General features: G+C 77.2%; 6 protein-coding genes, 1 pseudogene and 2 riboswitches. Of the genes and pseudogenes, 6 read left to right on the forward strand and 1 reads right to left on the reverse strand.

Annotated features, from left to right (window positions below; genetic code table 11):
• The first annotated feature begins 3 nt into the window (after window positions 1–3).
• The 4 genes and pseudogenes from GTR00_RS09590 to GTR00_RS23840 all read left to right on the forward strand — a co-directional run.
• A complete protein-coding gene (locus tag GTR00_RS09590; RefSeq protein ID WP_205705443.1) occupies window positions 4–855 on the forward strand; it encodes an ABC transporter permease in 852 nt (283 codons plus the stop codon).
• Window positions 852–2,558: a dipeptide ABC transporter ATP-binding protein gene (locus GTR00_RS09595; protein WP_166611404.1), complete on the forward strand. Its 1,707-nt coding sequence runs from the start codon at window positions 852–854 to the stop codon at window positions 2,556–2,558. Before GTR00_RS09590 ends, GTR00_RS09595 begins: the two co-directional genes overlap by 4 nt.
• Window positions 2,555–3,055, forward strand: a complete 501-nt coding sequence (locus GTR00_RS09600; RefSeq protein ID WP_323132364.1) for a GNAT family N-acetyltransferase — start codon at window positions 2,555–2,557, stop codon at window positions 3,053–3,055. The genes GTR00_RS09595 and GTR00_RS09600 overlap by 4 nt, the downstream gene beginning before the upstream one ends.
• Window positions 3,052–4,041 (forward strand): annotated as a pseudogene (locus GTR00_RS23840) (LLM class flavin-dependent oxidoreductase); the annotation flags it as partial. The gene GTR00_RS09600 and the pseudogene GTR00_RS23840, both read left to right, overlap by 4 nt.
• Window positions 4,042–4,064: 23 nt before the next feature.
• Here GTR00_RS23840 and GTR00_RS22945 read toward each other — a convergent pair.
• Window positions 4,065–4,523: a riboflavin kinase gene (locus GTR00_RS22945; RefSeq protein ID WP_205705442.1), complete on the reverse strand. Its 459-nt coding sequence runs from the start codon at window positions 4,521–4,523 to the stop codon at window positions 4,065–4,067.
• 41 nt (window positions 4,524–4,564) lie between these two features.
• Window positions 4,565–4,678, reverse strand: a riboswitch (SAM riboswitch).
• A gap of 167 nt (window positions 4,679–4,845) precedes the next feature.
• On the opposite strand from GTR00_RS22945, the gene GTR00_RS09610 reads away from it, so the two are divergent.
• Both GTR00_RS09610 and GTR00_RS09615 read left to right on the forward strand, forming a co-directional pair.
• Window positions 4,846–6,261 (forward strand): FAD-binding oxidoreductase, encoded by a 1,416-nt coding sequence (locus tag GTR00_RS09610; RefSeq protein WP_166611405.1) that lies wholly within the window; start codon window positions 4,846–4,848, stop codon window positions 6,259–6,261.
• 89 nt (window positions 6,262–6,350) lie between these two features.
• Window positions 6,351–6,445, forward strand: a riboswitch (SAM riboswitch).
• A 257-nt stretch (window positions 6,446–6,702) separates the two neighbouring features.
• On the forward strand, window positions 6,703–7,932 hold the full coding sequence (locus GTR00_RS09615) for an aminotransferase-like domain-containing protein (RefSeq protein ID WP_166611406.1): 1,230 nt from the start codon (window positions 6,703–6,705) through the stop codon (window positions 7,930–7,932).
• Window positions 7,933–7,947: the final 15 nt, after the last annotated feature.

Below are 7,947 nucleotides of genomic sequence, written 5' to 3' on the forward strand. Positions count from 1 at the left end.
CCCCTGCAGCCGGTCCGCGGCCACGCCCTCCACGGGGCTCTGCCCGGTGAACAGCGAGGGCACCAGCGCCCCGGCCTGGTCCTGGCCGTGCTGGTGCTGCTCGTGGTGCTGGCCTGGGCGCTGGTGCCCTCGCTGTTCACCGGGCAGAGCCCCGTGGAGGGCGTGGCCGCGGACCGGCTGCAGGGGCCCTCGGGCGCGCACCCGTTCGGCACCGACCACCTCGGGCGCGACCTGTACGCGCGCGTGGTGCACGGCGCCGCCCTGACCCTGCAGGCCACCGTGCTGGCGGTGCTCATCGGCCTCGTGGCCGGCACCGCCATCGGGCTGGTCTCCGGGTCCGTGCGCGGCGTCGTCGACGAGGTCGCCATGCGGGCGATGGACGTGCTGCTGTCCATCCCCGCCCTGCTGCTGTCGATGGCGCTCATCACGGCGCTGGGCTTCGGCACGGTGAAGGTGGCGATCGCGGTGGGCGTGGGCACCGTCGCGAACTTCGCCCGCGTCATGCGCGCGGAGGTGCTCAAGGTCGGCGCCGCCCCCTACGTGGAGGCCGCCCGCGCCTCGGGCGTGCGCACCACCGGCGTCCTGCTGCGCCACGTGCTGCCCAACGCCGCCGGGCCGGTGCTGGCGCTGGCCGCGCTGGAGTTCGGGGTGGCCGTCCTGGCGGTCTCGGCGCTGAGCTTCCTGGGCTTCGGCGCGCCGCCGCCCGCCCCCGAGTGGGGTTCGCTCGTCTCCGGCGGGCGCGACTACCTGGCCACCTCGTGGTGGCTGACCACCCTGCCCGGGCTGGTGGTGGCGGCCGTCGTGCTGTCGGCCAACCGCGTGGCCCGGGCCCTGGAGAGGGGGACCGCGACGTGAGCGCACGGGACACCGGTGCAGCGAGCCCGACGGACGGCGCCACGGGCGGCGAGGGCGGTGCGCCGCTGCTGCGGGTGCGCGACCTGCGCGTGTCGTACGCCGCGCGCGGCGGGCGCCGCGAGGTGGTGCACGGCGCCTCGTTCGACGTGCGCGCCGGCGAGGTCGTCGCCGTGGTCGGGGAGTCCGGCTCGGGCAAGAGCACCACCGCGCACGCCGTGGTGGGGCTGCTGGCCGCCGGCGGGTCCGTCGACGCCGGCTCGGTGCTGCTGGAGGGCGAGGAGCTCGTCGGCCTGCCGGAGCGGGCGTGGCGCGCGGTGCGCGGCGCCCGCGTCGGCCTGGTGCCGCAGGACCCCACGCTGTCGCTGAACCCGGTGCAGCGCGTGGGCGAGCAGGTCGCCGAGGCGCTCGTCGTGCACGGCCTGGCCAAGGGCGCCGCGGCCCGCGCGCGCGCCGTGGAGCTGCTGACGGCCGCCGGGCTGCCCGACGCCGCCGTGCGGGCCCGGCAGTTCCCCGGCGAGCTGTCCGGCGGCATGCGCCAGCGGGTCCTCATCGCCGCCGCGCTGGCCGCCGGCCCGCGCCTGCTGGTGGCCGACGAGCCCACCAGCGCCCTGGACGTCACCGTCCAGCGGCAGGTGCTGGACCACCTGGAGCTGCTGACCCGGCAGGCCGGCACCGCGGTGCTCCTCATCACCCACGACCTGGCCGTGGCCGCCGACCGCGCCTCGCGCGTGGTCGTCATGTCGCAGGGCGAGGTCGTCGAGGTGGGCAGCGCCCAGCAGGTCCTCACCGACCCGCGCCACCCGTACACCCGCTCGCTGCTGGCGGCCGCGCCCAGCCTGTCCAGCGCGCGCCTGAGCGCGCGCCCGCGCACCCCCGCGGGCGCGTCGGCGGCCCCGCCGCAGCCGCGCCCGGGCGAGCCGCTGGTGGAGGTGCGCTCGCTGGTGAAGGAGTTCGCCCTGCCCGGCCGCGGCGGCGTCCAGCGCGCCGTGTCGGACGTCTCGTTCACCGTGGCCCGCGGGGAGACCCTGGCGCTGGTGGGGGAGTCCGGCTCGGGCAAGACGACCACCGCGCGCCTCGTGCTGGGCCTGGAGCGCCCCACCTCCGGGGAGGTCCGCTTCGAGGGTCGTGAGACCTCCCGGCTGCGCGGGGCGGCCTGGCGCGCGCTGCGCCGGCGCGCGCAGCTGGTCTACCAGAACCCCTACGCCTCGCTGGACCCGCGCGTGCCGGTCGGCGAGACGATCGCCGAACCGCTGCGGGCGTTCGGCGTGGGCGACCGCGCCTCGCGCCGCCGCCGGGCCGCGGAACTGCTCGACGACGTCCGCCTGCCCGCCGACGTGCTGACCCGCAAGCCGGCGGAGCTGTCCGGCGGGCAGCGCCAGCGGGTCGCCGTCGCCCGCGCGCTGGCCCTGGAACCGGACCTCGTGGTGTGCGACGAGCCGGTGTCCGCGCTCGACGTCTCGGTGCAGGCGCAGATCCTGGAGCTGCTCGTGCAGCTGCAGGCCGACCACGGGCTCAGCTACCTGTTCATCTCGCACGACCTGGCCGTGGTGCGGCAGGTCAGCGACCGGGTGGGCGTGGTGCGCCGCGGCGAGCTCGTCGAGATCGGCGCCACCGCGGAGGTCTTCGCGCACCCGCAGCACCCGTACACCCTCGAGCTGCTCCGGGCGATCCCCGGCCGGCGCGCGCTGGAGGACGTCCGGTGAGCGCGCAGCCCGGAGAGCTGCTCGCCCGCGTGGTCGGCGTGGGCGACGAGCTGGCGCGCCCGCTGTTCGAGGACCTGGCCCGCGAGTACGGCGCCCGCTACGGCGGCACCCCCGAGCAGGTGCGCGGCGAGCTGCTGCGCCACCCGCCCGAGGAGTTCGAGCCCCAGCACGGCGGCCTGCTGCTGCTCCTGGTGGAGGAGGGCGGGCCCGTCGCCGGCGGGGCGTACCGCCGCCACGACGCGCGCACCGCGGAGCTCAAGCGCATCTGGACGCACCCGGCGCACCGGCGCCGCGGGCTCGCCCGGCGCGTGCTGGCCGAGCTGGAGTCGCGCGCGCTCGCGGCCGGCTACTCGCGGCTGTACCTGACCACGGGACCGCGCCAGCCCGAGGCGCGTGAGCTGTACCTGCGCACCGGGTTCCGGCCGCTGTTCGACGTCGACGCCGACCCGGAGACCATCGGGCCGCTGCCCTTCGAGAAGGAGCTGGAGCCCGCGTGAAGTTCCTCGTCACGTCGCTCACCGGCACCAGCGGCGACGTCGCCGGCGGGCGCACCACCGCGCCGCGCGAACGCTTCCGCGAGGTGGTGCGGGCCGCCGAGCTCACCGAGCAGCTCGGCCTGGACGCCTTCGGGGTGGGCGAGCGCCACTCCCCGGAGTTCCTCTCCTCCCCGACGGTCGTCCTGGCGCACCTGGCGGCGCGCACGTCGCGGATCCGGTTGTTCACCACCGTCACCGTCCTCAGCCTGCTGGACCCGGTGCGCGTCGCCGAGGACCACGCGACCCTGGACCACCTCTCCGACGGCCGGCTCGAGGTCGTCATCGGCAAGGGCGACGACGCGCACCAGTCGGCCCTGTTCGGGTTCGACCCGGCCGACCAGTGGGAGCGCAACCGCGAGCACCACGAGCTGCTGCACCGGCTCTGGCGCGAGGAGGACGTCACGTGGAGCGGGCGCCACCGGCCCCCGCTGCGCGGCGCGACGACGTACCCGCGCCCGCTGGACGGCCCCCCGCGCGTCTGACACGGTTCCGCCTCCAGCCGCGAGTCCACCGAGCTGGCCGCCCGGTACGGCGAACCGCTCTTCTCCGCCAACGCCACCCGCCTGGCCGAGCACGGCCACGACCCGGCGCGGGCGCTGGTGGGCGCCGGCTGCGGCGGGGTGTTCCTGGCCCGCACCTCCCAGCAGGCGCGCGAGCGGTTCCGCCCGCTGTGGGAGCGCTGCACGGCCACCCCGGCCGCCGCGCACAACGCCTCGCCGTTCACGTCGTTCGAGGACGCGCTCGATCACGGCCCCGCCCTGGTGGGCTCCCCGCAGGAGGTGCTGGAGAAGATCGGCGCCTACCACGCCGCGTTCGGGCACGAGCTGCTCGCCCTGGGCGTCGACGGCCAGGGCCTGACGGTGCCCGAGCAGCGCTCCGCGCTGGAGCTGTTCGCCGCCGAGGTGGCGCCCGCGGTGCGCCGCGAGATGCCCTCGCGGGAGTGGGAGGAGTTCCTCCGGCCGCTGGCGGATCAGCCCGGCAGCAGGTCCTGCGCCGCCCAGGCGCGGGTGTCGGCGACGTCACGGCGCAACTGCTCCACGAGGTCGGCCGAACCGGAGAACCTGCGCTGCGGGCGCAGCCGCACGTGCAGGCTCACCACGACCTGGCGCCCGTACAGGTCCCCGGAGAAGTCCAGCAGGTGCGCCTCCAGCAACCGGGCGCCGTCCTTGCCGTAGTAGGTGGGGCGGTGCCCCACGGAGACCGCCGCGACGCGCTCGGGACCGTCCGGGCCGAGCCGCACGGTGCCGGCCCACACCCCGTCGCGCAGGCCGTGCTCGGGCACGGCGACGTTGGCGGTGGGGAAACCCAGCGTCCGGCCGCGCTCGTCGCCGTGCTCGACGACACCGTGCACCTGCAGCACCGGCGGTGCGCTCGCCCTGCGCGGCAGCGGGAGGACGTGGACGTCGGGGGTTCGGGGTCGGTGCTCCACGGTGCTTCCCTCGCTCGGGTGGCGGGTTCCGCGGAACCCGCGCCACTGCCTTGCCCCGGGGGTTCCCCCGGGACCTGGTCCTCACCCGGGGCACCCCACGTCAGGCAGAGGGTTGCCGGCCGACGAGCCGGGGCTTGACGTCGGCGCTCATGACCTGCGGCCAGCCTGCCAGTTCCGTCGGGAGGGGTCAACGCGACGCCGCGGGGGGTTACCCTCGCCTCGACCATCCGGAGCGGCCGAGAGACCCGGCTCGAGGACGCCGCGGCAACCTGCGCCCACGCCAGGTGCCCCTGCCGGGACCGATGGGAACGGAGAACCGCTCATGAGCACCACCACGCCCGCCCCGCTGCACCCGCCCGCCGAGGCGGTGCCCGCGCCGCGCCCGGGCGCCGGGAAGGCCCTGGACGAGCTGCTCGCCCAGCTCGGCCCGGACGCCGTCCGCACGGGTTTCTCGCCCGCGCAGGTCACCGACCGCTCCGGCACGCCCCCGGCCCCGGGCGTGCTCGCCCTGGTGCGCCCCGCGGACGTCGCCGGCGTGCAGGGGACGCTGCGCTGGGCCAGCCGGCACCGCGTGCCCGTCGTCACCCGCGGCGCCGGCACGGGCCTGTCCGGCGGCGCCACCGGCGTGGCCGGCGGCGTCGTCCTGTCCACCGAGCGCCTGGACGCCGTGCTGGAGGTCTCGCCCGCGGACGAGGTCGCCCGCGTCGAACCCGGCGTGCTCGGCGCCGACCTCGACGCCGCGCTGCGCCCGCACGGGCTGCGCTACGCCCCGGACCCGGCGAGCTGGCGGATCTCCAGCATCGGCGGGAACATCGCGACGAACGCCGGGGGGCTGCGCTGCGCGAAGTACGGCGTGACCCGCGAGTCGGTGCTCGCCCTGGACGTGGTCCTGGCCGACGGCGAGCTGATCTCCACCGGCCACCGCTCGATCAAGGGCGTCACCGGCCTGGACCTGGTGGGGCTGTTCACCGGATCGGAGGGCACGCTCGGCGTCGTCGTGGGCGTCACGGTGCGGGTGCGGCCGCGCCCCGTCGACGAGCGCACGCTGGCCGTCTGGTTCGACTCCGTGGACGACGCGGCCGCCGGGCTGCTGGCCGTCACCGCCGGCGCCGCGCGCCCGGCCGTGCTGGAACTGCTCGACGGGCAGACCCTGCGCGACATCGACGCGCACTCCGGCACCGCCCTGGCCGCCGGCGGGGAGGCCCTGGTGCTCGTCCAGACCGACGGGCACGGCGCCGCGGCCGAGGCGCAGGAGCTGGCGGCGGCGCTGTCCGCGGCGGGCGGGCGGGTGCGGCACCTGGCGGGCGCCGAGGCCGAGGAGCACTGGGAGCTGCGCCGCTCGGGCCGCGGCCCGGTGACCGAGAAGGTGGCGGTGGGCGAGGACGTGGCGGTGCCCAAGTCGCAGATCGGGCCGTTCCACCGCGAGCTGCGCCGCATCGCCGACGAGCACGGCGTGCAGGTGCGCGCCGTCGCCCACGCCGGCGACGGCAACTTCCACCCGCTGCTGTCCGCCGGGGCCGACCTGCCCGACGCGCGCGAGCGCGTCGAGGCCGCCGCGGACGACCTCGTGGCCACCGCGCTGCGCCTGGGCGGCACCATCAGCGGCGAGCACGGCATCGGCACCGCCAAGCAGCGCTGGATCGGGCAGGAGCTGCCCGAGCGCGTGCGCGGGCTCCAGCGCGCCGTGAAGGCGGTGTTCGACCCCCTGGGGATCCTCAACCCCGGCAAGGCCCTGTAGCGCAACGCCTCCCGGTGCCCGGGACCCCTCGGGGGAACCGGGCGCCGGATCGTTGACAAGACGTCCCCCGCACGCCACAGTGAGCGTGCAACCCATCGAGAGCGGCCGAGAGACCTGGCTCGACGACGCCGCAGCAACCCCCCGTGCGAACGGGTGCGGGTGCTTCCGCCAGGAACGATGGAGGAACGATGCCGTACGGCCCGCTGCGCCGTCCTCGCAGCTTCTGCTCCCGCTCGCGCCGCGTCGTCGACCTGTGCCGGCGCTGCGCGTCGGCCTGTCGCTGACACCGCGCCGCCACCGCGGCGCAGCACCGCGAACACCCGCGGAACCCGCCGTCCCCGCGGGCACCCGAGAACCCCACGCCGCTCACCCGCGCGCACCGCCCCGCCGTCCCGGCCCGGGGCGGGACCGAGCGCGCCCGCGACCCCACGGAGAACCCCTGTGACCACCACCGAGGAGCGCCGGCCCGCCGCGGACCCGCGGCCCGCGAGCCCCCACCTGCTCTCCCGCCGGGCCCGCGCCGTCCTGCCGGCCACCGGTTTCGGCCCCCGCCCGGCCACCGCGGTGCCCGGCACGATCGGCCTGCACGGCGGCGTGCCCGGCGCGGCCGCGCTGCCGCTGGCCGAGCTCTCGCGCGCCTTCGCCGAGGAGCTGGCCGACCCCGCCGCCCCGTCGCTGCGCTACTCCGTGCCCCTGGGGATCCCCGAGCTGCGCCAGTGGATCGGCGCCGACGAGGGGGTGGAGCCCGGGCGCGTCGTCGTCACCAACGGCGCCCTGCACGCCCTGGCGCTGCTCTTCGACGCCCTCCTCGACCCCGGCGACGTCGTCGCCGTGGAGAACCCCACCTACCCGCTGGTCCTGACCCTGCTGCGCCAGCGCCGCGCCCAGGTGCTGCCCGTGGCCACCGGCCCGCAGGGCCTGGACGCCGACGCGCTGGAGGACGCGCTGCGCGCCGGCGCCCGGCCCAAGGTGCTCTACACGATCCCCGACTTCCACAACCCCACCGGGGCCAGCCAGCCGCTCGCGGTGCGGCGCCGGCTGGTGGAGCTCGCCGAGCGGTACGGGTTCCTGCTGCTCTCGGACAACCCGTACCGCGAGCTGCGCTTCGACGGGGGCCGGGCCCCCGACCTGGACCCCGCCTCGCAGAACGTGCTGCACGTCAACACGTTCTCCAAGACGCTCGGCCCGGGGCTGCGCCTGGGCTGGGTCAGCGGCCCGGAGTGGCTCGTCCCGGCCCTGCAGGACGCCCGGCGCGACTCCGACCAGCACACCTCCCTCGTGGTGCAGCGCTCGGTGCTGCGCTTCCTGCGCGAGCCCGGGGCGTACGAGACCTCCCTGGCCCGCACCCGCGCCGTGCTCGCCCGGCGGCACGAGGCCCTGCGCGCCGCGGCGCAGCGCGAGCTGGACGGGGTCGTGGAGCTGCCCGCCGTGGACGGCGGCATCTTCTCCTGGGGCCGCGTCCTGGACCCCGGCATCGACCTGGAGCGGGCGCTGGAGGTCGCCCGGCAGAACGGGGTCGACTTCCCGCTGGGCCGCTACTTCAGCCCCGCCGGGCCGCACGAGCTCACCGACCGCTTCCGGTGGGGGTTCTCCGACCTGACCCCCGAGCAGCTCGACGAGGCCGTGCGCCGCGCGGCCGCGGCCCTCACCTCCCCGCTGGCGCGCCGGTGAGCCTCACCGCCGGCC

It is taken from the genome of Kineococcus indalonis, assembly GCF_009906395.1.
In the GTDB taxonomy this organism is placed as follows: Bacteria; Actinomycetota; Actinomycetes; order Actinomycetales; family Kineococcaceae; genus Kineococcus; species Kineococcus indalonis.

What these genes read in the sequence shown, in the direction of transcription:
- GTR00_RS09610 (WP_166611405.1), top strand. Translation starts at nt 4,846, where the DNA reads ATGAGCACCACCACGCCCGCCCCGCTGCACCCGCCCGCCGAGGCGGTG.